Raw genomic sequence first — 22,572 nt, forward strand, 5'->3', positions numbered from 1 at the left:
CACCATGTCCGCCCCACCCGAAGAGTTCCTGAACCACATCCAGGGCGAATGGGTCCGCAGCCTCGCGGGCCGCACCTTCGACAGCCTCAACCCGCACGACACGCGCGAGACCGTGGGCCGCTTCCAGGCCTCGGGCCCGGCCGATGCCGAGGCGGCGGTCGCGGCGGCAGCGGCCGCGTTCGAGGGCTGGCGCGCCACACCGATCGGCAAGCGCGCCAAGATCCTGCAGGACGCGGCCAGCTACCTCGAAACCCATGCCGCACGCTTTGCCGAGGAGCTCACGCGCGAAGAGGGCAAGTCGGTCGCGCTGGCCCGGGACGAGTTCCTGCGCTCGGCGCAGACGCTGCGCTTTTACGCCGTGGAGGGCCAGACCCTGGGCGGCGAGACCTACCCGCAGGACGATCCGCTGATGACCGTCTACAGCCAGCGCGAGCCGCTGGGCGTGGTGACGGTGATCGCACCGTGGAACTTCCCGGTGTCGATCCCGGCGCGCAAGATCGCGCCGGCGCTGATCACGGGCAACACCGTGGTGTTCAAGCCCTCGTCGGACGCGCCGCTGTCGGGCCTGCGCCTGGCCGAAGCCCTGGTGCAGGCCGGTCTGCCCAAGGGCGTGCTGAACTTCATCACCGGACGCGCCGGCGATGTCGGCCCGGTGATCACCACGTCCGAGGCCGTGCGCGCGATCTCGTTCACGGGCTCCACCGCCGCGGGCGAGGCCATCCACCGCACCGTGCACCTGACGACAAGGCTGCAGATGGAGCTGGGCGGCAAGAACCCGCTGATCGTGATGGACGATGCCGACCTCGACCAGGCCGTCGACCTGGTCGTCAAGGGCGGCTTCTCGCTGTCGGGCCAGGCCTGCACGGGCACCAGCCGTGTGATCGTGCTGCGCGCGGTCAAGGAAGAGTTCACGCGCAAGCTGGTCGCGCGCGTGCAGCAGCTCAAGATCGGCAGCGGCATGACGCCCGGCATGGACCTGGGCCCGCTGGCCACGGCCAAGCAGCTGGAAACGGTGCTGTCGTACATCGCCATCGGCCGGCAGGAAGCCCGGTTGCTGTGCGGCGGCGAAGCGCTGCAGGGTGCGCCCTATGCGCATGGCTACTACGTGTCGCCCGCCGTGTTCGACGAGGTGGCGCCCGAGGCGCGCATCGCGCGCGAGGAAATCTTCGGCCCGGTGATCGCCGTGCTCCAGGCCGACGACTACGTCGACGCCATCGCCAAGGCCAACGACACGCGCTACGGCCTGTCGGCTGCGATTGCCACGCGCAACCCGCGCGTGATGCACGACTTCGCGCACCAGATCCAGGCCGGCACCGTGAAGATCAACCGCACGACCACCGGCAACCTGGTCAACGCGCCGTTCGGCGGCATCAAGCTGTCCAGCACCTCCACGTTCCGCGAGTCGGGCCGGGCCGGGCTGGAGTTCTTCACCCAGATCAAGACCATCTACCGAGGCGTCTGAAGCATGAAACCATCCCTGAAGATCGAACGCGCCGAAGCCCGCCTGATGGCCGATGCGGCACTGAAGAAGGCGCAGGAGATCGGCGTGGCCGAGACCGTCTGCATCGCCGACGAAGGCGGCTTTCCGCTGGTGCTCGAGCGCATGGACGGCGCCCGCATCACCGGCCCGCAGATCGCCTGGAACAAGGCGTTCACGGCGGCCGGCCACAAGCGCTCCACGCATTTGTTCACCACGCCGCCGAACGGCCCGGCGCTGCCGGGCAACGAGGCCTTCGGCATCCAGCTCAGCTTCGAGGGCCGTTTCGCGGCCTTCGTCGGCGGCTATCCCATCGTGGTGAACGGCGAGGTGGTGGGTGGCGTCGGCCTGTCCGGTGGCAACGGCGAGCAGGACACGGCCTGCGGCGTGGCCGCGCTGCAGGCGCTGGCCGAACACCTGGCCGGCCAGCACGAGGTGCTGGTCGCGGCCGACATCAAGAAGTGAGCCGCACGGAGGGCGCCATGGAACACCGCGTGCACTGGCTGGAGGGCGACACGACATTCGCCGTGGCGAACGGCGAGACCGTGCTGGACGCCGCGCTGCGCCAGCAGGTCGCCCTGCCGCACGACTGCCGCTTCGGCGGCTGCGGCACCTGCCGCGTGACGCTGGTCGAAGGCCGCGTGCAGTACGAGGAGCAGCCGTTCGCCCTCGGCGACGAGGACATGGCGCGCGGCGAGGCCATCGCCTGCCAGGCACGGCCCTGCAGCGACCTGGTGCTGAGCGTGGCGTCGCCGCTGCGGTGCTCGCCGCCCACGCGCGCGCGTGCCGTGGTGAAGGACGTGGCGGCGCTCGCGCACGACGTGATGCACCTGCAGCTCAGCCTGCCGCAGGAGCCGCAACTCGTCTACCAGGCGGGCCAGTACATGAACGTGCTGCTGGGCGACGACCGGCACCGCAGCTTCTCGATGGCCTCCAAGCCCGGCAGCGGCCTGGTGGACTTCCATGTGCGCCGCATCGCGGGCGGACGCTTCACCGACCGCGCGCTGGCCGCGCTGCGTCCCGGCGACGTGCTCGACGTCGAGGTGCCGCTGGGCCAGTTCCGCTACCACCGCGAGGACGAGCGGCCGATCGCCATGCTGGCCACCGGCACCGGCCTGGCGCCGCTGAAGGCCATGCTGGAAGCGCTGATGGACGACGCGGACTGTCCGCCCGTGAGCCTGTACTGGGGCACGCGCGACCAGGGCGGGCTGTACCTGCACGACCGCATACCGGCCTGGGCCGAGCGCCTGTACGACTTCCGCTACGTGCCGGTGCTGTCGCGCCCCGGCGCCGGCTGGAGCGGGCGCACCGGCTACGTGCACCAGGCCCTGCTGGAAGACCAGCCCGACCTGTCCGAGCACGCGGTCTACCTGTGCGGTTCGCCGAACATGGTGGCCGACGCGCGCAGCGCGGCCATCGCGCACGGCGCCGACCCGCAGTACGTGTACGCCGACGCCTTCACCTTCCAGGAGCCCACCCGATGATGGATCTCGGCATCGCTGGCCGCACGGCCCTGGTGTTCGGCGGCAGCAAGGGCATGGGCCGCGCCTGCGCGCTGCACCTGGCCCGTGCCGGCGTGCAGGTCTGCATCGCCGCACGCACCGAGGCCACGCTGGCCCAGGCCGCGGCCGAACTCGGCGCCGCAACCTCGGCCCCGGTGCGCTGGGTGGTGGCCGACATCACGACGCAGGCCGGCCGCGACGCCGCGCTGGCCGCCTGCCCCGACCCGGACATCCTGGTCAACAACGCCGACGGCCGCCCGCCCGGCGATTTCCGCGACTGGTCGCCGGCCGACTGGCATGCGGCGCTGGACGCGATGATGATCGGCCCCATCGAGATGATCCGCCGCACGGTGGACCCCATGATCGCGCGCCGCTTCGGCCGCATCGTCAACATCGTCGCGCGCAGCGTGAAGTCGCCGCAGGCCGAGCTGGGCCTGTCCAACGGGGCCCGCTCGGGGCTGGTGGGCTTCGTCTCCGGCCTGTCGCGCCAGACCGTGCGCCACAACGTGACGATCAACAACCTGCTGCCCGGCGCCTTCGCGACCGATGCGCAACGCCACCACGTGCGCAAGATGGCCGAGCAGTCGGGCCAGCCGTTCGCATCGATCTGGCAAGAGCGCGAGGCGGCCACGCCCGCCGCCCGCTTCGGCGAGCCCGACGAGATCGGCGCGCTGTGCGCCTTCGTCGCCTCGCAGTACGCGGGCTACATGACGGGGCAGAGCCTGCTGGTGGACGGCGGCTCCTACCCGGGCACGTTCTAGCCATGGCGGACATGGCTCCCCTGGCGTCCGCCGCCGGCGTGGCGGGCGCCGAATGCATGGTGGCCACTGGCCACCCCCTGGCCTCGCAGGCGGCGCTGCGCATGCTGCGTGCCGGCGGCAGCGCAGTCGACGCCGCCATCGCGGCCGATGCGGTGCTGGGCGTGGTCGAGCCCATGGCGACCGGCATCGGCGGCGACATGCTGGCCATGGTGGTGCAGGCCGACGGCACGCCGGTCTCCTACAACGGCACCGGCCGGGCGCCCGCCGGCCTGGACGCGGCGCTGATCTCGGCCCTGCCCGGCGCACGCATCCCCGAACGCCACCCCTACACGGTCACCGTGCCGGGGGCGGTGCGCGGCTGGCACGACATGCACCACCGCTTCGGGCGCCTGCCCTGGCCGGCGCTGTTCCAGCCGGCCATCGCCACCGCCCGCGACGGCTTCGCCGTGGCACCGGTCTGCGCGCGCGAATGGGCGCTGTTCGCCAGGGTGCTGCTGCGCGACGCCACCAGCAGCACGCTGTACCGGGCCAGCGCGCCGCCGCGCGCCGGGGAGCACTTCGCCAATCCCGCGCTTGCAGACGTGCTGCAGGCGATCGCTGCCGAAGGCCCCGACAGCTTCTACCTGGGGGCGCCGGCCCGCGCGGCGGCGGCCCAGGTCCAGGCGCTGGGCGGCGTGCTGGCCGCGGAGGACTTCGCGGCCCACACCGGCGATTTCCGCGCGCCGGCCAGCACGCAGTTCCAGGGCCTCACGGTGCTGGAATGCCCGCCCAACACCCATGGCGTGGCGGTGCTGCGCGCACTGGACACGCTGGCCCGGCAGGACCTGAGCCCGCAGGACCCGCACACCACGGTGCGTGCCGTGCAGGCCATGGACGAGGCCATGCAGTGGGCGCAGCAGACCGTGGCCGACCCGGCCGGCAACACGGTCTGCACGGCCGTCGTCGACCGGGACGGGCTGGGGGTGTCCCTGATGACCAGCGTGTTCAAGCGCTTCGGCTCCGGCATCGCGGCGCCCGGCTGCGGCTTCGTGCTGCAGAACCGGGGCTTCGGCTTCTCCGCACCCGGCCACATCAACGGTCCAGCGCCCCGCAAGCGGCCCTACCACACCGTGGTGCCGGGCGCAGCGCTACGCGACGGGCGCCTGCACGCGGTGTTCGGCGTCGTCGGCGGCGCGATGCAGCCGCAGGGCCAGCTGCAACTGCTGCTGCGGCTGGCGGCCTGGGGCGAGCCGCTGCAGGCCGCGCTGGATGCGCCGCGGTGGCGGCTGGAATCTGCTGCCGCGCTGGCCATCGAAGCCGGCACGCCCCCACCCGTCGAACAGGCCCTGCGCGCAGCGGGCTATGCAGACCCGGCCGGCATGGGCGAGCTCGGCGGACGCAGCGACTTCGGCGGCGCCCAGTGGGTCATCCGCCGGCCCGATGGCCTGCTGCGTGGCGCATCGGACCGCCGCAAGGACGGCGTCGCGGCGGGTTGGTAGGCGCCCGCGCCAGCGGCTAGGCCTGCAGCCGCTCGATCACCTCGTCGCTCTCCAGCACATCGCCGAAGAACAGCATCCAGTTGTTCAGACAGGCGATGTGTTCAGCGTGCGTCACGGCGGACAGCGTGTCCGGCACCATCACGGTGGCGTAGTCCATCATCATCGCGTCGCGCGCGGTGGACTCGCAGCAGGCATTGGTGACGGTGCCGCCGATCAGCACGTGCGTGATGCCATGCGCCGTGAGCACGGCGTCCAGCGCGGACGAACCGGGCGCCAGCGCGCTGTAGCAGCGCTTGACCACGCGCGGGTCCTGCGCTTCGGCCTGCAGGCCAGGTGCCAGTTCGAAGCCCGCATGGCTGCGGCTGAGCTCCACCAGCCGGCGCGCGCTGCGCTCGGGCGTCAGCATCTTGGCGTGGTGGTGCGACCAGAACTGGTCGGCACCATCGGCGCAGGTCTGGATCCAGACGACCAATCCACCGGCGGCGCGGACGGCCTGCGCCAGCCGGTTCACCGCGCCGAAGGTGGCACGGGCCGGCGCGTTCTCGCCCTGGTAGCCGGGCTGGGTGAAGTAGTTCTGCAGGTCGACCACGACGAACGCGGTCCGGCGCGCCGGCAGGTGCTCGTGGGGGTGCAGGCAACCCTGGCGGGCCAGCACCCGGTCGACCACCCATTGCGGAAATTCCATCTGCAGCTCCTTCAGCCGTAGCGTTTGGCCACCACGGCTTCGAGCCGCGCGATGGCCAGGTACATGAGTCCGGACAGCACGGCCAGCACCACGATGGCGGTCATGACGATGTTGAGCTTGAAGATCTGGCTGCCGTTCACGATGAGAAAGCCCAGGCCCGCGTTGGCCGACTGGAACTCGCCGACGATCACGCCCACCAGGGCCAGGCCGATGTTCATCTTCAGCGCCGCGATCAAGGTGGGCACGCTGCCGGGCAGCACCACCAGGCGCAACACCTGCGCGCGGCTGGCGCCCAGCGTCTGCGCCAGCTTGATCTTGTTCGGATCGATGGACTGGAAGCCGTCGTAGACCACCATGATGGTGACGAACACCGCGATGGCCACCGCCATGCCGTAGACCGAGTAGTCCGATCCCAGCCACAGGTAGAAGATCGGCACGAAGGCGATCTTGGGCATGGCATTGGCCACGACCAGGAAGGGGTCGAGCACCTTGTAGGCAAAGCCCGACCACCACAAACCCGCCGCCACGGCGGTGCCGATGAGCATGCTCAGGCCGAAGCCGACCAGCGTGGCGGCCAGCGTGGTCCAGGTGTGCATGGCGAGGTTGCCGTTGCGCAGCAGATCGAGGAAGGTGGGCCACAGCGCGCTCGGGTAGCTCGTGAGCATGGGATTCACGATCTGCGCGCGGGCCAGGTATTCCCACAGCGCCAGGCTGGCCAGCAGCAGCGCGGCACGGGCCAGCACGATCCAGTGCCGGCGCCGCTGTTCGCGCGCCAGCCAGGCGCGGTACTCGGGACTGGGCGGCTTGGCGCTGGACGAGGTCTTGGCGGCGGATGGGGTGAGCGGCGCCGCGATGCCGCTGTGCGTGGTGCTTGTCATGCTGGATCAGCCTTCGACATGGACATCCAGCTCGTCCCACAGGGTGCTGAAGTAACGGTTGAACTCCGGCAGGCCGCGCACCGCGAACGGGCTGGGCCGGCTGCTTTCGTGGCCGGCAAAGCGCATCAGGTGCTGCGACTTGATGCGGCCGGGCCGGCGCGACAACACCACCACGCGGTCGGTCATGGCGATGGCCTCGCCGATGTCGTGCGTGACCAGCACCACGGACTTGCCCTCGCTACGCAGCACCTCGACGACCTCGTCGGCGATCGCCAGCCGGGTCTGCGAGTCGAGCGCGGAGAACGGCTCGTCCAGCAGCACCACGTCCGGGTTGGTGACCAGCGTGCGCGCCAATGCCACGCGCTGGCGCATGCCGCCCGACAGCTGGCGCGGGTAGTGGTGCAGGAAGTCGCCCATGCCGCACTTGTGCAGCAGGTGCGCTGCGCGCTCGCGCGCCTGGCGCAGGCCCAGGCCCTGGATCTCGGCACCGAGCACGGCGTTGTCCAGGATGGTCCGCCACTCGTACAGGTAGTCCTGCTGCAGCATGTAGCCGATGCGCGGCGACGGGCCGGTCACGGGCTTGCCGTCGACGTGCACCGTGCCCGACGACGCCGGCAGGATGCCCGCGATGATGGACAGCAGCGTGCTCTTGCCGCAACCCGACTGGCCGATCAGGCTCACGAATTCGCCGGCCGCGACATCCAGCGAGATGCGCTCCAGCGCCTGGGTTTCGCCCGCATGGGTGAAGTAGCGCAACGACACGTCGCGCACTTCGATGCGCGAGGGCTTCAGCGCAGGGGCCGACACGGTGCCGGCGCTGGGGCGTTCGAGGACTTCGCTCATCACTTGGCCTTCGCGGCGAACTCGGTCACGACGAACTGCTCGTACGGCACCCGCTTGGCGGACTCCAGCACGCCGCTGGCCACCAGCATGTCCTGCAGTGCATCCATGGCGGCCTTCTCGACCACCGGGCTGGTCTTCCACAGCCCGATGCCGCGGTAGCGTTCGATGGCGGCCACCAGTTCGGCCTGGCCCATGCCGGGAAAGAACTCGGCGATCTGCCGGGCCAGATCGGCCGCGGGTGCGCTGGCGACGTGCCTTTGCGCGCGCACGATCACGTTCGCCCAGGTCTGTGCGATGGCCGGGTTCTTCTTGAGGAAGGCGTCGGTCGCCGTGAACACGGTGTAGTCGACCGGGCCGACCTCGCGGCCGATCGAGGCCACGGCGAAGGCCTGGCCCGCCTTTTCGAGCGCGGTGGCTTCAGGCTCCAGGAAGATCGCGAAGTCGGCCTGGCCGGCCGCCCAGGCGCCGGCGCGCGCGGCCGGCCCGATGTTGTTGACCAGCTTCAGGTCCTTCTTCGGGTCCAGGCCCTTCTTGCGCAGAGCCGCTTCCAGGAACACGTCGGGGTTGGAGCCGGGCCTGAACGCCATGACGGTCTTGCCCTTGAGCAGGTTCCAGTCGAATTTCTCGATCTTGCCGCGCGACATCAGCAGGAAGCCATCGGTGGCCGTCAGGCCCGCGAAGATCCTGGGCTTCACCGGCGACTCGCTGTTGGCCACGTAGACCGAGGCCTCGGGTCCGATCAGCACGACATCGGCGCTGCCGGTCAACAGCGCAGCCATGCCCTTGTCCGTGCCCTGGGAGGTCTTCATGCCGACGTCCAGGCCGGCCTCCTTGAAGAAGCCCTGGCTCAGCGCGACGTACATCGGCACGTACAGCACCGAGCGCACGACTTCTTCATAGCGCACCTTGACCGGTGCCGCGGTCTGCGCCCACCCGGGCAAGGCAAGAGCGGCGCCAGCCAAGGCGGGCACGGCCTGCAGGACACGACGGCGAGAAAGGAGCGGAGGGCGGGGCATCGGGGATCTCCTGGAAAAGCGGTTGAATGGCAAGAAAACATACAGTATGCAATTCGCATACCCGATCCGCCGACGGCACGGCGAGACGAGCGCGCTAGCTGCACCAGCCTGGAAAACCGCTTGCAGGTTAATTGGTATACTGTATTCCCGCACTCGGGAGTTACCCAGGTTTTTGGACTGGCCATCTCGACCACCACCCCAAAAAGGCCTCGCCAAGACCCCGTTTTGGAGCGCGGAACGCACCAAAACGATGCAACCTGACGATGCGTGACCGCTTCAGCAACCGTTCGTCCGGATTCGAGGGCAGTTTTGCGGGTTCACCCCAGGTACGCAACTTGCGTCATGCCCCATTCTTGGAATACTGTATTCCAATACCCCGCGTTCTCGTTCAAGGAGTGCCCATGAATCCTGTTGCCCCCGTCGAAGCCGCCCATTGGGTGTACCTGGCCGGCGTCGCCGTCATCGTTCTCACGATGATCCTGCGTGCCAATGTGGTCGTCCCGTCCATCGTCGCCACGTTCTGCGTAGCGCTGGCGTGGACGGGCAGCCCGATCTCGGCACTCGGCAGCATCTTCAACGCGAGCTTCGTGGCCGCGAAGGAGCTGTTCAACATCTTCCTGGTGATCGCCCTCATGACCGCGCTGCTCAATGCGCTCAAGACGCTGCAGTCGGACATCCGCATGGTCGAGCCGTTTCGCGCCGTCATGAAGAACGGCCACACGGCCTACTTCGTGCTGGCCGGCATCACCTATGCGATCTCGCTGTTCTTCTGGCCCACGCCGGCGGTGCCGCTGGTCTCGGCGGTGCTGCTGCCGGCCGCCATCGCCGCAGGCCTGCCGCCGCTGGCCGGCGCCGTGGCCATCGCCATCGCGGGGCAGGGCATGGCGCTGTCGTCGGACTACGTGATCGGCGTGGCGCCCGGCATCAGTGCCAAGGCCGCCGGTGCCGTGGCCTCGGTGGTGGCCGACCGCGCGCTGGTGCTGTCGCTCATCACAGGCAGCGTGGCGCTGCTGATCGGCTACTTCTCGCTGCGCGGCCAGATCGTGCCGGCGAGCAACGCCTTGCTCGCACGTTGGCAGGCCCAGTCGTCCAGCAACACGCCCGCCGTCGAATCGGCCGGCACCTTCGACAAGGCCGAGCTCGCGCGCGGCACCAGCCGCGACGCGCCTTTGCTGAGCGCCGCACAGATCAGTTCCGCGCTGGGCGCAGACGCAGGCCGCGTGATGTGGTCCAAGGTGTTCGCCGTCGTGACGCCGCTGGCCTTCATGGCCGTGATCACCGCCATGGTGCTGCCCAAGGTCATGACCTCCATGCCCGACCTCAAGGGCGGCGCTGCCGCCACGCTGGTGGGCGGCATGGCGGCCATGCTCATGATGCTGGCCACGCTGGCCGCCGAAGGCCCGCGCAGGATGCTGGACACCAGCGCCGAGCACATCACCGATGGCTTCGTGTTCGCCTTCAAGGCCATGGGATCGGTGCTGCCCATCGCGGGCTTCTTCTTCATCGGCGCGGGCGAGACCTCGGGCGCCATCCTGGGCGTGGCCGACGGCGTGAAGCCGCCGCACCTGCTGTTCGAGCTGATCCAGAGCGCGCAGCACCTGATCCCCAAGAGCCACGCCTTCGTTGCGTTCGGCGTGCTGCTCGTCGGCATGATCACCGGCATCGACGGCTCGGGCTTCGCAGGCCTGCCGCTGACGGGCACCTTGTCCGGTGCACTGGCGCCTGCTGCGGGCATGCAGGCCGAGACGCTGGCAGCCGTCGGCCAGATGGGCGCCGTCTGGACCGGCGGCGGCACGCTGATCGCATGGTCGTCCTTGATCGCGGTGGCCGGCTTTGCGCGGGTGCCGGTGCTCGATGCCGTGCGCGCGCTGCTGATCCCGGTTCTCTCGGGCCTGGTGGTGGCCACCATTTGCGCGGTGGTGCTCTGGAGCTGAGCACGGCGCGCCTGCGCGGACCCTGGGTTCAGTCGGCCGCGCCGGCAACCACCCCACTGTCGTGCAGCCGGCCGATGGCGCCGGCATCCAGGCCCAGCACCTCGGCCAGCACCTCGTCGGTGTTGCTGCCGATGTAGGGCGCGGGCCGCGTCGGCGTGCGCGCCATGGCCGGTGCGCGCACGGCGCTGCCGGCGACCAGGTGCTCGCCCATGCCGGGCGTGGTGGCGCGCTCGAACACCGGGTTCTCGCTGCTCACGCGCCTGTCGCTCGCCAGCAGCTCGCCCACGGTCTTGTAGCGGCCCCAGCAGACCCTGTTGGCCTGCAGTTCGCGCTCGACCTGCGCCGTGCCGCGCGCGGCGAACCAGGGCGCGACCAGTTCGGCGATCGCGTCGCGGCCTTCGTAGCGCTGGGCCTCGTCGTCGAAGTCCAGCCCCAGGCGCTGCTCGGTGGCCGCCACGGCCTCGCCGATGCCGCAGGCCTTGACGAGGGAGCGCCACTGTCCGGCCGAGATCGCCGCGACCATGATGCGTTCGCCGTCCGCCGTCGCGAAGTCGCGGCCGAAGGCGCCGTAGATGTGGTTGCCGATGGAGGGCCGTTCGGTCTGCAGCAGCTCGGCCTCGGCCAGCACGCCGAGGTTGGACAAGGTGGTGAAGGCCACGTCCGACAGCGCCATCTTGAGTTCCGCGCCCACGCCCTCGCGCTGGCGCCGGTTCACGGCCGCCACGATGGCGAACGCGGCCTGGTAGGCGCAGGCCACGTCCCAGGCCGGCATCACGTGGTTGACGGGCCGCTCGGCCGAGCCGCCGCCCGTGGAATAGGGGTAGCCCGTCGCGCAGTTGACCGTGTAATCCACCGCCGTACTGCCGTCGGCATTGCCCTGGATGGTGCAGCTGATCACGTCGGCGCGGCGCTGGGCCAGCACCTCGTGCGCGAGCCAGGGCGTGCCGATGTTGGTCAGCAGCACGCCCGCGTCCGGTCCCGGCGCCGTGGCCAGGGCCTGCACGAGTTCGCGGCCTTCGGGCTTGCGGATGTCGATGGCGACCGAGCGCTTGCCCTTGTTGAGCGCGGCCCAGTAGATGCTGCGGCCGCGGCCCTCGGGGTGCGGCATGCGCGGCAACCGCGCGTAGTCGATGCCGCCGCCCGGGATGTCCACGCGGATCACGTCGGCGCCGAACTGCGCGAGCGTGAGGCCGGCCAGCGGCGCGGCGATGAAGGCGGAGCTTTCGACCACCCGCAGGCGGTTCAGGAAGGGATAGGTCATGCTGGTCTCGGATCGAAGAAGGGGGAGGTACGGCCCCGATTCTGGGACCGGCACGCCGATCCGTCTGTCATGCGCGTTCGAACACCGCGGCCATGCCCTGGCCGCCGCCGATGCACATGGTCTCCAGCCCGTAGCGCACGCCGCGGCGCTGCATCTCGTGCAGCAGCGAGGTCATGATGCGCACGCCCGTCGCGCCCACCGGGTGGCCCAGCGAAATGCCCGAGCCGTTCACGTTCAGCCGCTCGGGGTCGTTCCAGCCCCAGCCCTTGGTGACGGCCAGCGCCTGGCAGGCGAAGGCCTCGTTGAGCTCGACCAGGCCGATGTCGTCCCAGGACAGGCCGTTGCGCGCGAACAGCTTCTGGACCGCCGGCACCGGGCCGATGCCCATGTGCGAGGGCTCGCAGCCCGCGGTTGTCCAGCTGTGCAGCCAGCCGATGGGCGTGAGGCCCAGTTTCTCGACCTGGCGCTCGGCCACGATCAGGCAGCCGGCGGCCGCGTCGTTCTGCTGGCAGGCGTTGCCGGCGGTGACCACGCCGTCTTTCATGAGCGGTTTGAGCCGGGCCAGCTGCTCGAGCGTGAGGTCGCCGCGGATGCCTTCGTCCATGGCCACCTGCAGCGCATCGCCCTTCTTCTGCGGCACGGTCACGGGCACGAGTTCGTCGGCGAACCTGCCGGCCTCCCAGGCCGCGGCGGCGCGCTGGTGGCTGCGCAGCGCGAAGGCGTCGGACTCCTCGCGCGTGACGCCGTAGTCGCGCGCCAGGTTCTCGGCCGTCTCGATCATGCCGCTGATGCGGCCGAAGCGTGCCTCGGGCTGCGAGCGTTCGCGCCCGCGCTCCAGCCGGTCGTGGAAGCGCACGGTGCCGGCGCGCTTGCCCCAGCGCATGTCGGTGGTGTAGTACTCAACGTTGCTCATGCTCTCCACGCCGCCGGCCAGCACCACGTCGGCGGCGCCGGTCTGCACCATCATCGCGGCCGTGGCGATGGCCTGCAGGCCCGAGCCGCAGCGCCGGTCCAGCTGCATGCCGGCCACCGAGATCGGAAAGCCCGCCTGCAGCGCCACCCAACGCCCCGTGCAGGGCACCTCGCCGTTGGCGTAGGAGTGGGCGAACACCACGTCGTCGATGCGGGCCGGGTCCAGGCCCGTGCGCTGCACGATGGCGCGCGCCACGGTGGCGCCGAGCTCCTCGACCGGCACGCTGCGCAGGCTGCCGCCGAACGCGCCGATGGGCGTGCGCAGCGGGGAAACGATGGCGGCTCGTTGCATGGGATCAATCCTTGTCGTGCAGTGCGTTCGGAAAACGCGGGGCTTGTTTGGCCAGGAAGGCGCGCACGCCTTCGCGGGATTCGGTGGAGGTGAAGGCGCGCTCGGACAGCGGCAGCCCCGCGGCGATGGCCGCGTCCTCGGTGGTGTCGAAGGCCAGGTCGATGGCCTGCTTGCACAGCGCCAGCGCCAGCGGCGGGCGCTGCGCCAGCGTGGCGGCCAGCGCCAGGGCCTGGGCCAACGCCTGGCCCGCGGGCGCCACGCGGTTGGCCAGGCCCCAGGCCAATGCAGTCGACGCGTCGATCGGTTCGCCCAGGAACATCAGCTCCTTGGCCCGGCCCTCGCCCACGCGGCGCGCCACGCGCACCGGGCCGCCGCTGCCGGGGAACACGCCGAGCTTGATCTCGGGCAGTGCGAAGCGTGCGGCGGCATCGGCCACGAGCAGGTCGCAGCAGACCGCGATCTCCAGCCCGCCGCCGAAGGCCAGGCCGTTGACCGCTGCCACCGTGGGTTTGGGGAAATCGTCCAGCTGCGCGAACACGCGGTGTTGCAGTTCCAGCTTTTCGGGGCCGATGCGACCGGGCTGCATGAGCGGCTGGAACTCGGCGATGTCCGAGCCCGCGCAAAAGGCCCGCGTACCCGCGCCCGTGACGACCACGGCGCGCACCGCTGCATCGGTGGCCAGCGCATCGAGCTGCCGGCCCAGTGCCTCGGTCAGCCCGCGGAACACGACGTTGAGCGGCGGGTTGTCCAGCGTCAGCACGGCCACGCCGTCGGGCTGCACCGTGCAGCGCACCGGGCTCTCAGCCATAGCGCCCGCCCGTCACGTGCAGCACCTCGCCGCTGATGAAGCTGGCCGCGTCCGACGCCAGGAAGGCCACCGCGTTGGCGATGTCGCGCGGCTGGCCCACGCGCTTGACGGGCTGCATCTGCACCGCGCGTTCCTTGATGGTCTCGTAGGTCGGCAGCGCCTGCACCATCTCGGTCTCCATGAAGCCTGGCGCCACGCAGTTGACGGTGATGCCGTAGCGGCCCTGCTCGATGGCCAGCGCCTTGGCCATGCCGATCAGCCCGGCCTTGGCGGCCGAGTAGTTGGCCTGCGTGGGGTTGCCGAAGTGCGCGCGCGAGCTGATGTTGACGACGCGGCCCCAGCCCTGTTCGATCATGCGCGGCATCACCGCGCGGCTGGCCAGAAAGGCGCCCTTGAGCATGACCTCCATGACCAGGTCCCAGTCGTCCTCGGACATCTTGACCAGGTACCTGTCGCGCGGAAAGCCGGCGTTGTTGACCAGGATGTGCACGCCGCCGAAGGTGGCCGCGGCCTCGTCGACGAGCGCCTGCACCTGGTCGGCCTTGGTGATGTCCGCGATCACGCAGTGCGCCTGCAGGCCGTCGGCCCTCAGTGCCGCCGTGGTCGCCTCGGCCTGCTCGCGCAGGATGTCGGTGACGACGACGCGCGCGCCCTCCTCGGCCAGCTTGCGCGCGGTGGCCGCGCCCAGGCCGCGGGCCGAGCCGGTGACGATGGCCACCTTGTCCTTGAGTCCCAGATCCATGTTTATTCCTCCCTGCCCTGCGGCAGCAATTCAATGACGGCGTCCACAGCGTAGGCACCCTGGCCCTGCGGCAGCGCGAACACGGGGTTCAGGTCGATGGACTGCAGGCGCGGCCCGGCCTGGTGCGCGAACTGCGACAGCCGCGCGAGCATGGCGGCCAGCGCCTGCACATCCACAGGCGGCTTGCCGCGCGCGCCCAGCAGCAGCGGCGCGCCCTGGATGGAGCGCACCATCTGCTCGGCCACGTCTTCGCCGAACGGGCAGCGGCGCAGCACCACGTCGTGCAGCACCTCGATGAAGATGCCGCCCAGGCCGAACACCGCGACCGGGCCGAACACCGGGTCGCGCTGGATGCCCAGGATGCACTCCACGCCGCCCGAGAGCTGCCTGGCCACCAGCACGCCCTCGATGCGCGCTTGCGGTGCAGCGGCCTTGGCGCGCGCCTGCAACAGGTCGAAGCCGCTGCGCACGGCCGTGGCGTCGGCCACATCCAGCAGCACGCCGCCGATCTCGGACTTGTGCAGGATGTCGGCCGACAGGATCTTGAGCACGACCGGGTAGCCCAGCGCCTCGGCGGCCGCGACGGCGCTGTCCGCATCGGCACAGGCGCGCTCGGGCGCCACGGCGATGCCGGCGGCGGCCAGCAATTCCTTGGCCTGGGCCTCGTTGGGCGTGGCATCCGGCAAGGCCAGCAGCGGCACCACGGGCGGCGGCAGCGCGGGGCCACGCGCGAAGGCCTGGCCAAAGCTGCTCATCGCCGCGATGGCGGCCACGGCCCGCGCCGGGTCTTCGAACACCGCGAAGCCGTCGTCCTCGTACTGGCGCACGGTCTCGGGCGTGGCCAGGATGCACAGCACGAACAGCCGGTCCGGATGCCGCGCACGCACCGCCTTGAGCTGCGCGCGCAGGCCCTCGGCAATGGAGCCCGCCCCCACCGTGTAGGTGAAGAATGCCAGGATGGCGCCGTAGCCGCCCTCGGCCACCACGGCCTCGGCAAACAGGCCGGCGATGCCCAGGTCGTTCATGAACTGCGCCGTGCAGTCGACCGGGTTGCGCGGTGCGCAGAACGGAATCAGTTCCTTGAGGCGGCGCTGCGCGGCGGCCGGCATCTCGGGCATGGCCAAGCCATGGACCTCGGCCGCATCCGACACGATCACGCCGGCGCCACCACTGACGGTGATCACACCCAACGTGCCCGCGACCGGGAAGATGCGCCGCGTGGCCGTGCGTGCCACGTCGAGCAGGTGGTCGGTGCTCTGCGCGCGCACCACGCCGAGTTCGGCCAGCACGGCGTCGGTCACGGCATCGTTGCCGGCCACCGAAGCAGTGTGCGATTGCGCCGCGGCGCTGCCCACCGCGCTGGTGCCCACCTTCATCATGACCACGGGCTTGCGCGCCCGGCGCGCGTTCTCCAGCGCGGCCAGCAGCGCGCTGCCGTCGCGGATGCCTTCAGAGTACACGGCGATGACCTCGGTGTCGCCGTCGTCCACGAAGGCCTGCACCATGTCGGCCAGGTGCAGGTCGCTCTCGTTGCCGGTCATCACGCAGGACGAGATGCCGATGCCCGAGGCCCGCGCCACGCCCAGGATATGGCTGCCGTAGGCGCCCGACTGGCTCGCGATGCCGACACCGCCGGCCGTGGGGAAGCCCATCTCCACCACCGAGGTGAAGCTGCCGTAGAAGCCGCTGCGCGGGTTCACCACGCCCAGCGTGTTGGGGCCCAGGATGCGCACGCCGTGCTGGCGTGCGGCCGCCAGCATCTGCTGCTGCAGCGCCTGCCCCTCTTCGCTGGCCTCGGCGAAGCCGGCCGAGAACACGATGGCCGCGCGTGTGCCGCGTTCGCCCAGCGCGGCGATGGTCTGCGGCACGAGCTTGGCGGCCACCGCCACGATGGCAACGTCGGGCACCTCGGGCAGCGCCGCGACGCTGGCGAACGCGGGCAGGCCCTGGATGGTCGGCCGGCTCGGGTTGACCGGCAGGATGCGGCCCTGGTAGCCCTGGCCCCGCATGTAGGCGATGGGCCGGCCGCCGATGCGCAGTGGGTCGTCGGAGGCGCCGACGATGGCCACGCTGGCAGGGCGCAGCAGGCGCGACAGGTCGGAATGCAGGTCCATGCTCACTCCACCTTGGCGCCGGACACCTGGACCACCTTGGCCCAGCGCGCAATGTCGGCGGCGATCTTCTGGCCGAAGGCCTCGGGCGTGGACCAGGCCGGCTCGAAGCCCTGCGCCAGCAGGCGTTCCTTGAGTTCTGGCGCGTCGAGTTCGCGCTTGAGCTCCTGGTTCAGCTTGGCGATCACGTCCTTGGGCGTGCCGGCCGGGGCCATCAGGCCGTTCCAGACCACCACGTCGAAGCCGGGCACGCCGGATTCGGCCACCGTGGGCAGGTCGGGCATGGCGGGCGAGCGCTTGAGGCCGGTCTGCGCGATGGCCTTGAGCTTGCCGCCCTTGACCTGAGGCATGGCCGAGAACATCAGGTCCATCACCACCTGGGTGTTGCCGGCCATCACGTCGGCCATGGCCGGGGCGCTGCCGCCGAACGGGATGTGCGTCATCTTGATGCCGGTCTGCGCGCTCAGGTACTCGGTCGCCAGGTGCGTGGACGAGCCGTTGCCGGCCGAGCTGAAGTTCAGCGCGCCGGGCTTGGACTTGGCCAGCGCGACGAGTTCGGCGATGGAGTTGACGCCCAGCGAGGGGTTGACCATCACCAGCGTGGGCCCGGCGGTCAGCTCGGCGACGGGCGCCAGGTCGCTGCGGATGTCGTAGCGCATGCCCTTGTAGAGCGAGGGCGCGATGCTGTGGCCCATGGTCACCAGCAGCAGCGTGTAGCCATCGGCCGGCGCGCGCGCCACCTGCTCGGCGCCCAGGTTGCCCGAGGCGCCGGGCTTGTTCTCGACGATGAAGGGCTGGCCGAGCCGGTCGCCCAGCCGCTGCGCGAGCAGGCGCGCCACGATGTCGTTGGTGCCGCCGGGGGCGTAGGGCACGACGATCTTCACGGTTCGGGTGGGCCAGGCCTGGGCGGCGGCGCTGCCGGCAAAGGCGAGGGTGCCGAGCGCTGATGCGCAGACGAGCGCCGTGGCGGCGCGACGGGTCATGGTGGCCATGCTTGTCTCCTGGATGTCGCGGCGCGGAAGGCCCGGCCACAGGCTGCGAATCCTAGGCAGCACCCTATACTCCGTCCAATACTTTTGATGGTCTCAGCGATATAGAAAAGGTATCTCCATGGAGCTGCGGCAACTGCGCCAGTTCGTGACCGTGGCCGAGACCCGCAGCCTGCGGCGTGCGGCCGAGCGCCTGCACATGGCGCAGCCGCCGCTGTCGGTGGCGATGCGCAAGCTGGAGGAAGACATGGGCGTGGCGCTGTTCGAGCGCAGCGCGCGCGGCGTGCAGCTGACGAGCGCTGGCGAGGGCGCACTGGCGGCGGCGCGCAAGTGCCTGGCGGCCGCGGCCGAGGTGGGCGCGGCGGCGCGTGCGGTGGCCGGCGGCGAGACCGGCGAGCTGCGCATCGGCTTCACGGGCTCGACCACCTTCGGCCTGCTGCCGCGCATGGTGCGCGCCTTCCACCAACGTTATCCGCAGGTGCGGCTGCACCTGCACGAGCTGACCAACCAACAGTCGCTGACGCAGGTGCAGGCCGGCCAGGTGGACCTGGCCTTCGTGCGCGTGCCGACCAGCCACCTGCCGGGCCTGCACTTCGAGGTCATGGAGCGCGACCGCTTCTGCGTGGCGCTGCCGCCCGGCCATGCGCTGGCGGCCAAGGCCCGGCTCACGCTGCGCGACCTGGCGGGGCAGGACTTCATCGGCTACACGCCCTCGCCCGTGGGCGGGCTGCACGCGGCCTCCAGCCGGCTGCTGCAGCAGGCCGAGGTGGCGGTGCAGCTGGTGCAGGAGGCGGTGCAGGTCTCCACCGTGCTGGGCCTGGTGCTGAGCGGCCTGGGCCTGGCGCTGGTGCCTTCGACCAATGCGCACTACTACGCCACCAGCGTGGTCTACCGGCCGCTGCGCGGGCTGTCGCGCGACAGCGGCATCGGCATCGCGCTGGTGCATCGGCCCGACAGCGGCAACCCGGCCACGGCGCACTTCGCGGCCAGCGCGGCGCAGCTGGCGGCCGGCGACGTGGAGGCCTGAGCCGCGGTCAGCTCAGGCGCGGCAGGCTGGGCGCCGTCGCGTCGTGCGCCAGGCGGAACACCGACACCGTGCGCACGAGTTCGTCGGCCTGCTGCTGCAGGCTGCTGGCGGCAGCGGCCATCTGCTCGACCAGCGCGGCGTTCTGCTGCGTGGTCTGGTCCATCTGCACCACGGCCTCGCCGACCTGGGCCACGCCGGCGCTCTGCTCGGCGCTGGCGCTGCTGACATCGGCCAGCAGGCGCGAGACGCGGGCCACCGCGGCCACCACCTCCTGCATCGTCTTGCCCGCCTCGTCGACGAGGGCGGTGCCGGCCTCCACGCGCTGCACGCTGGCGCCGATCAGGTCCTTGATCTCGCGCGCGGCCTGGGCCGAGCGCGTGGCCAGGCTGCGCACCTCGCCGGCCACCACCGCGAAGCCGCGGCCCTGCTCGCCCGCGCGCGCGGCCTCGACGGCGGCGTTCAGCGCGAGGATGTTGGTCTGGAACGCGATGCCGTCGATCACGCCGATGATGTCGGCGATCTTGCGCGAACCGGCGTCGATGTCGCGCATGGTGGCCACCACGCGCTCCACCGTCGCGCCGCCCTGCTGCGCGACCTGGCTGGCGCTGCGGGCCAGCTGGTCGGCCTCGCGCGCATGGGTGGCGTTCTGCGTGACTGCAGCACCCAGCTGCTCCATCGAGGCGGCCGTCTGCTGCAGCGCACTGGCCTGGCTCTCGGTGCGGCTGGACAGGTCCTGGTTGCCCTGCGAGATTTCGGCGCTGGCATTGGCCACGGCCTCGGCGCCGTGGCGCACGCGCGCCACCACGCCGGCCAGGTCGCCCTGCATGCGCGCCAGCTGCGCCATCAGGCTGCCCGCGTCGCTGCCCTGCACCCGTACCGTCTGGCTGAGGTCGCCCGCGGCCACGCGCGCGCTGATGGCGGCGGCCTCGGCCGGCTCGCCGCCCAGCGGGCGCAGCACCAGGCGCTGCAGTGCCCAGGCCAGGCCCAGCGAGACCAGCACCACGGAGATGCCGCCCAGGACCAGGGCCGTCCAGTTGAGCCGGCGCACCTCGGCCAAGATGCGGTCGTCCGGCACGGTGGCCACGAACGACCAGGGCGTGCGCACGGCGCCCACCTGCACGGGCACGTAGATGCGTGTGGCCTGGCCTTGCAGCCGCTCGTGGAAGCTCGCGGCCGCGAAGGGCTTGCCTTCGCGGATGGCGGCCTGTGCATCGGCATGCGCGGCGGCGGAGGGCTTGCCGACGTTGTCGGCATCGCGGTCGCCCACGTACAGGCCGCCGTTGGACAACAGGCTGGCATAGCCGTCGCCGTAGATGCTGATGGCACCGACCTTCTGCTGCAGGTCGGACAGCGCGATGTCGACACCGGCCACGCCCAGCACGCGGTCGCCCGCCATGATGGGCGCGACGGTGGTGGTGATCAGCACCTCCTTGCCGGCCACGGTGTACTTGTAGGGCTCGATCAGCGTCTCGACCTTGCCGTTGCGCGCCAGCAGGTAGTAGTCGCCGGGGCCGGGCTTGTCGTAATCGGTCAGCGGCTCCACGGCCGGCTGGCCGCTGCCGCGGTTCCAGTAGGGGATGTAGCGGCCGGTGGCATCGTGGCCGGGCTTGCCGACGAACTCGGCGTCGCGCCCGTCGAAGGCGTTCGGCTCCCAGGCGGTCCACACGCCCAGAAAACGCGGGTTACCGGCCAGCACGGCCCGCAGCTGCGCATCGGCGGCCGCGCGGTCGGCCCGGCCGGAGGCCTGCAGGCCGCCCAGGGCCTGGGCCAGCGTGCGGCTGGCCAGCATCGCCGCGTCGAGTTCGGCCTCCACCTGCGCGGCATTGCGCGCCGCCAGTTCCTCGGCGTAGTGCAGCGCGGTGCTGCGCTGCAGGTCGCCGGCCTGGCGCGCGAGCACCGTGACCGTGATGGCAAAGCCCAGCAGCACGACACCGCCGACGAGCAGCAGCAGCTTGGTGCGCAAGGTCATGGACGAAGCAGGGGATGCGGGCATCGAATCTCCGGTGGTGGCTGGCAGGGGCGACGCGCCCATTTAACCAGCCCCGGTCCCGAACCACGCAAGTTTCAGAACATCCTCAGGCGATCGCCACCTGCGCCTGCATGGCCAGCGCGCCTTCATGGTCGCGCGCCCACAGCGCGAGCTTGCCGCCGCCCTCATCGCGGCCGCAGACGCTGAAACGGTGGATGTCGAAGATCGGCCGCACGGCCTTGAACGCGAAGCTGCGCACGCTCTGGCCGGGCCGCTCGCGCCGCACCAGGTCCAGCAGCAGCGTGGCGATCAGGGGGCCGTGCACGATCAGGCCGGGATAGCCTTCGACCTCGGTCACGTAGCTGCGGTCGTAGTGGATGCGGTGGCCGTTGAAGGTCAGCGCCGAGTAGCGGAACAGCAGCACCGGGTCGGGCACGATGACGCGCTCGAACTGGGCCTCGGCCGGCGCAGCCTGCGGCACCGGGGCCGGTGCGCCGGGCTGCGGCGCGTCGCGGTAGACGATGTCGTGCTGCTCGGTCAGCGCCACGCCGTCGGCGTCGCCATAGCTGTGCTCGACCGTCACGAACACCAGCGAGCCGCTGCGGCCGCTCTTGGTGCTCACGTCCAGGATGCGCGAATGGCGCTCCACGCCCGTCCCCAGGCGCAGCGGACGGTGGAACTGCAGGCGGCCACCGGCCCACATGCGACGTGGCAGCGGCACGGGCGGCAGGAAGCCGCCGCGGCGCGGATGGCCGTCCTCGCCGATCTCGCGCGCGGGCGCCAGCGGCAGGAAGTACAGCCAGTGCCACAGCGGCGGCAGCGCGTCGCCGGCAGCGGGGGCCGGGTCGTCGCGGTCCAGCGTGGCGGACATGGCGGCCACAGGCTGCAGTGCGAGAAGGTCGTGGCGCGATTCGCTGCGGCCGATCCAGCCGCGCAGGTGGTCCAGGTCGGTCGAAGAAGAGGGCGTGGTGGTGCTCATGCCGCAATGGTGCGCGATCTGCGCACCGGCGGCCATCAGCTTTTGGCGAAGGGGCTGTTCGCCGCGCGGCACGCGGCCACGGCGTCCAGGAAATCCTTGAGCATGGCGGCGTCGTCGATGGTGTCCGAGCCGCTCTGGTGGAACTCGGGGTGCCATTGCACGGCCGCCACATAACTCCTGGCCGGGTCTTTGCGCCGGATCGCCTCGATGATGCCGTCGCTGACGCTGAAGGCCTCAGCCTCGAAGGTGTCGGCCAGGCGCTTGATGGCCTGGTGGTGGATGCTGTTGACGCGCACGCGCTCCACGCCCGGGTACAGCCGCGACAGCCGCGAACCCTGCAGGATGTTCACGCTGTGGTAGTTCAGGTCGTAGGTCACCGCGTCGCGGTGCACGAAGGAATCGGGCACCTGGGTGTTGATGTCCTGGTACAGCGTGCCGCCGAAGGCCACGTTGAGCAGCTGCAGGCCGCGGCAGACGCCGAAGATCGGCTTGCCCACGGCCTCGAAGGCGGCCACCAGGGCCTTGTCGTACTCGTCGCGGATGCGGTCGCCGGCCCAGTTCTCGTGCAGCGGCTCCTCGCCGTAGCTGCCGGGCCAGACATCGGCGCCACCGTGCATGACCAGGCCGTCCAGCCACTGGGCGTAGTGCTCGTAGGTCACGTCGCCGCGCTGGGTGCTGCCCGTGGGGCAGGGCACCATGACGACCATGGCGCCGGTGGACATCAGCCAGTGCGCGATGGACTGCTCGACGTACTGCAGCGTCTTGCCCGTGAACAGCGAGCGCGCGTGGTCGGCGTGGGAGAAGCAGGCTGACAGGCCGATCTTCAGGCGGCTGTGGACGGTGCTCAT

General features: G+C 70.9%; 20 protein-coding genes. 7 read left to right on the plus strand and 13 right to left on the minus strand.

The features are described from left to right. Nucleotides 1-4 precede the first annotated feature (4 nt). Genes ACSQ4M_RS03345 through ACSQ4M_RS03365 form a run of 5 tightly spaced genes read left to right on the plus strand, consistent with a single transcriptional unit; the run spans nucleotide 5 to nucleotide 5,218 of the window. Nucleotides 5-1,462 carry an aldehyde dehydrogenase family protein gene (locus ACSQ4M_RS03345; RefSeq protein ID WP_436188255.1) on the plus strand — a complete coding sequence of 486 codons (1,458 nt, stop codon included), beginning with the start codon at nucleotides 5-7 and terminating at the stop codon, nucleotides 1,460-1,462. A gap of 3 nt (nucleotides 1,463-1,465) precedes the next feature. Further along, nucleotides 1,466-1,942, plus strand: a complete 477-nt coding sequence (locus ACSQ4M_RS03350; RefSeq protein WP_436188256.1) for a GlcG/HbpS family heme-binding protein — start codon at nucleotides 1,466-1,468, stop codon at nucleotides 1,940-1,942. A gap of 17 nt (nucleotides 1,943-1,959) precedes the next feature. Then, nucleotides 1,960-2,961, plus strand: a complete 1,002-nt coding sequence (locus ACSQ4M_RS03355; RefSeq protein ID WP_436188257.1) for a 2Fe-2S iron-sulfur cluster-binding protein — start codon at nucleotides 1,960-1,962, stop codon at nucleotides 2,959-2,961. After that, the gene (locus tag ACSQ4M_RS03360; protein WP_436193960.1) at nucleotides 2,961-3,740 is read left to right on the plus strand and encodes an SDR family oxidoreductase; all 780 of its coding nucleotides are present in this window, start codon (nucleotides 2,961-2,963) and stop codon (nucleotides 3,738-3,740) included. The genes ACSQ4M_RS03355 and ACSQ4M_RS03360 overlap by 1 nt, the downstream gene beginning before the upstream one ends. Nucleotides 3,741-3,742: 2 nt before the next feature. Continuing rightward, nucleotides 3,743-5,218 carry a gamma-glutamyltransferase family protein gene (locus ACSQ4M_RS03365; RefSeq protein ID WP_436188258.1) on the plus strand — a complete coding sequence of 492 codons (1,476 nt, stop codon included), beginning with the start codon at nucleotides 3,743-3,745 and terminating at the stop codon, nucleotides 5,216-5,218. 16 nt (nucleotides 5,219-5,234) lie between these two features. On the opposite strand, the gene ACSQ4M_RS03370 is transcribed toward ACSQ4M_RS03365, so the two are convergent. From ACSQ4M_RS03370 to ACSQ4M_RS03385, 4 genes are read right to left on the minus strand one after another with little or no spacing between them, the layout of a single operon-like run. Next, the gene (locus tag ACSQ4M_RS03370) at nucleotides 5,235-5,903 is read right to left on the minus strand and encodes a cysteine hydrolase family protein (RefSeq protein ID WP_436188259.1); all 669 of its coding nucleotides are present in this window, start codon (nucleotides 5,901-5,903) and stop codon (nucleotides 5,235-5,237) included. An 11-nt stretch (nucleotides 5,904-5,914) separates the two neighbouring features. Further along, entirely contained in the window at nucleotides 5,915-6,781 is an 867-nt protein-coding gene (locus ACSQ4M_RS03375; RefSeq protein ID WP_436188260.1) for an ABC transporter permease, read from the minus strand. Between the two features lie 6 nt (nucleotides 6,782-6,787). Then, nucleotides 6,788-7,624, minus strand: a complete 837-nt coding sequence (locus ACSQ4M_RS03380; RefSeq protein ID WP_436188261.1) for an ABC transporter ATP-binding protein — start codon at nucleotides 7,622-7,624, stop codon at nucleotides 6,788-6,790. After that, complete coding sequence (locus ACSQ4M_RS03385) at nucleotides 7,624-8,640, minus strand: ABC transporter substrate-binding protein (RefSeq protein ID WP_436188262.1); 1,017 nt, start codon at nucleotides 8,638-8,640, stop codon at nucleotides 7,624-7,626. The genes ACSQ4M_RS03380 and ACSQ4M_RS03385 overlap by 1 nt, the downstream gene beginning before the upstream one ends. A 401-nt stretch (nucleotides 8,641-9,041) precedes the next feature. Here ACSQ4M_RS03385 and ACSQ4M_RS03390 point away from each other — a divergent pair, with 401 nt between their 5' ends. Further along, on the plus strand, nucleotides 9,042-10,574 hold the full coding sequence (locus ACSQ4M_RS03390) for a hypothetical protein (protein WP_436188263.1): 1,533 nt from the start codon (nucleotides 9,042-9,044) through the stop codon (nucleotides 10,572-10,574). A 28-nt stretch (nucleotides 10,575-10,602) separates the two neighbouring features. On the opposite strand, the gene ACSQ4M_RS03395 is transcribed toward ACSQ4M_RS03390, so the two are convergent. From ACSQ4M_RS03395 to ACSQ4M_RS03420, 6 genes are all read right to left on the minus strand, one after another. Further along, nucleotides 10,603-11,835 (minus strand): CoA transferase, encoded by a 1,233-nt coding sequence (locus ACSQ4M_RS03395; RefSeq protein WP_436188264.1) that lies wholly within the window; start codon nucleotides 11,833-11,835, stop codon nucleotides 10,603-10,605. A 67-nt stretch (nucleotides 11,836-11,902) separates the two neighbouring features. Further along, complete coding sequence (locus tag ACSQ4M_RS03400; RefSeq protein WP_436188265.1) at nucleotides 11,903-13,099, minus strand: acetyl-CoA C-acetyltransferase; 1,197 nt, start codon at nucleotides 13,097-13,099, stop codon at nucleotides 11,903-11,905. Nucleotides 13,100-13,103: 4 nt separating this feature from the next. Beyond that, the gene (locus ACSQ4M_RS03405; protein ID WP_436188266.1) at nucleotides 13,104-13,907 is read right to left on the minus strand and encodes an enoyl-CoA hydratase/isomerase family protein; all 804 of its coding nucleotides are present in this window, start codon (nucleotides 13,905-13,907) and stop codon (nucleotides 13,104-13,106) included. Then, nucleotides 13,900-14,649, minus strand: a complete 750-nt coding sequence (locus tag ACSQ4M_RS03410) for an SDR family NAD(P)-dependent oxidoreductase (protein ID WP_436188267.1) — start codon at nucleotides 14,647-14,649, stop codon at nucleotides 13,900-13,902. Before ACSQ4M_RS03410 ends, ACSQ4M_RS03405 begins: the two co-directional genes overlap by 8 nt. A gap of 2 nt (nucleotides 14,650-14,651) precedes the next feature. After that, the gene (locus ACSQ4M_RS03415; RefSeq protein WP_436188268.1) at nucleotides 14,652-16,763 is read right to left on the minus strand and encodes an acetate--CoA ligase family protein; all 2,112 of its coding nucleotides are present in this window, start codon (nucleotides 16,761-16,763) and stop codon (nucleotides 14,652-14,654) included. A 2-nt stretch (nucleotides 16,764-16,765) separates the two neighbouring features. Then, nucleotides 16,766-17,752: a tripartite tricarboxylate transporter substrate binding protein gene (locus ACSQ4M_RS03420; RefSeq protein WP_436188269.1), complete on the minus strand. Its 987-nt coding sequence runs from the start codon at nucleotides 17,750-17,752 to the stop codon at nucleotides 16,766-16,768. 118 nt (nucleotides 17,753-17,870) lie between these two features. Between ACSQ4M_RS03420 and ACSQ4M_RS03425 the strand changes: the two genes are divergently transcribed. Further along, nucleotides 17,871-18,776 (plus strand): LysR family transcriptional regulator, encoded by a 906-nt coding sequence (locus tag ACSQ4M_RS03425; RefSeq protein WP_436188270.1) that lies wholly within the window; start codon nucleotides 17,871-17,873, stop codon nucleotides 18,774-18,776. Nucleotides 18,777-18,783: 7 nt separating this feature from the next. On the opposite strand, the gene ACSQ4M_RS03430 is transcribed toward ACSQ4M_RS03425, so the two are convergent. From ACSQ4M_RS03430 to ACSQ4M_RS03440, 3 genes are all read right to left on the minus strand, one after another. Continuing rightward, nucleotides 18,784-20,769: a methyl-accepting chemotaxis protein gene (locus ACSQ4M_RS03430; protein ID WP_436188271.1), complete on the minus strand. Its 1,986-nt coding sequence runs from the start codon at nucleotides 20,767-20,769 to the stop codon at nucleotides 18,784-18,786. Between the two features lie 82 nt (nucleotides 20,770-20,851). After that, nucleotides 20,852-21,724 carry an FAS1-like dehydratase domain-containing protein gene (locus ACSQ4M_RS03435; protein ID WP_436188272.1) on the minus strand — a complete coding sequence of 291 codons (873 nt, stop codon included), beginning with the start codon at nucleotides 21,722-21,724 and terminating at the stop codon, nucleotides 20,852-20,854. A gap of 35 nt (nucleotides 21,725-21,759) precedes the next feature. Further along, on the minus strand, nucleotides 21,760-22,572 hold the full coding sequence (locus tag ACSQ4M_RS03440; protein ID WP_436188273.1) for a gamma-glutamyl-gamma-aminobutyrate hydrolase family protein: 813 nt from the start codon (nucleotides 22,570-22,572) through the stop codon (nucleotides 21,760-21,762).

Origin of the sequence: Pseudorhodoferax sp. LjRoot39, assembly GCF_964253035.1 — a bacterium.
GTDB lineage: Bacteria > Pseudomonadota > Gammaproteobacteria > Burkholderiales > Burkholderiaceae_C > Pseudorhodoferax.